General features: G+C 70.5%; 1 protein-coding gene. It reads left to right on the top strand.

The features are described from left to right. Nucleotides 1-91: 91 nt before the first annotated feature. Nucleotides 92-1,061: IS481 family transposase (locus HK417_RS24370; protein WP_222273355.1), on the top strand; the 970-nt coding region annotated here is incomplete at its 3' end.

Here is a 1,061-nt window from a genome sequence, read left to right as displayed (position 1 = left end):
TGTACTGACCAGGACCGTTGTTGACGTGGGAGCGACCTCCGGGTCGGGTGGAGCTGTCTGACGGCATCCATCCCGACCGCGGAGGTCGCTCGTGTCCCACGCTAATGCCCGCTTGACTCCTGCCGGGCGGTTGATCCTGGTCCAGCGGATCGCCGCCGGTCGCCCACCGGCGCACGTGGCCGCGGAGATGGGCGTCTCCCGGGCCTGCGCCTACAAGTGGTGGGGCAGGTGGCGAGCTGAAGGCAAGGCGGGGCTCATCGACCGGCCCAGCCACGCCCGCAGCCACCCCAGGCGCACTCCGGCCTGCACCGAGACCCGGATTCGGATCAGCCGGCACCTGTCCCGCCGTGGGCCAGTGGCCATCGGGGCGCACCTGGACGTGCCGGCCTCGACGGTGGGTCGGGTGCTGCGCCGGCACCGGACCCCGCCGCTGGCGGCGTGTGATCCGGTGACCGGGCAGGTCATCCGCGCTACTCGGCGCAGCGCTACCCGCTACGAGCACGACCGCCCCGGCTCGCTGGTCCACGTCGATGTGAAGAAGCTCGGGCGCATCCCCGACGGTGGCGGGTGGCGCGCGCACGGCCGCGGCACCCGTCCTGGCTCAGCCCGCGGATTGGGCTATGACTACGTCCACGCCGCCGTCGATGACCACTCCCGGCTGGCCTACGCCGAGATCCTCGGCGATGAGAAGGGTGTCACCTGCGCCGGCTTCCTCACCCGTGCAGCGGCCTTCTACGCCGGGCACGGCATCACCATCGAGCGGGTCATCACCGATAACGCGAAGAACTACCGGATCTCCCGGGACTTCGCCGCCGCGGCGGCCGCGATCGGCGCGCGGCAGAAGTTCATCCGCCCGCACTGTCCCTGGACCAACGGCAAGGTCGAACGCTTCAACCGCACCCTCGGCGCCGAGTGGGCCTACTCGCGGATCTTCGCCAGCAACGACGACCGCACGGCCCTGTTGCCCACCTGGCTCAACCACTACAACCTGAACCGGCCCCACCTGGGCATCGGCGGACGCTCACCCATCGACCGCGTCAACAACGCTGCGGGTCAATACA

The organism is Modestobacter marinus (genome assembly GCF_019799945.1).
Taxonomy (GTDB): Bacteria; Actinomycetota; Actinomycetes; order Mycobacteriales; family Geodermatophilaceae; genus Modestobacter; species Modestobacter marinus_B.
Note: the sequence above shows the minus strand (reverse complement) of the source record. Positions and strands in the feature narration are given on the sequence as shown.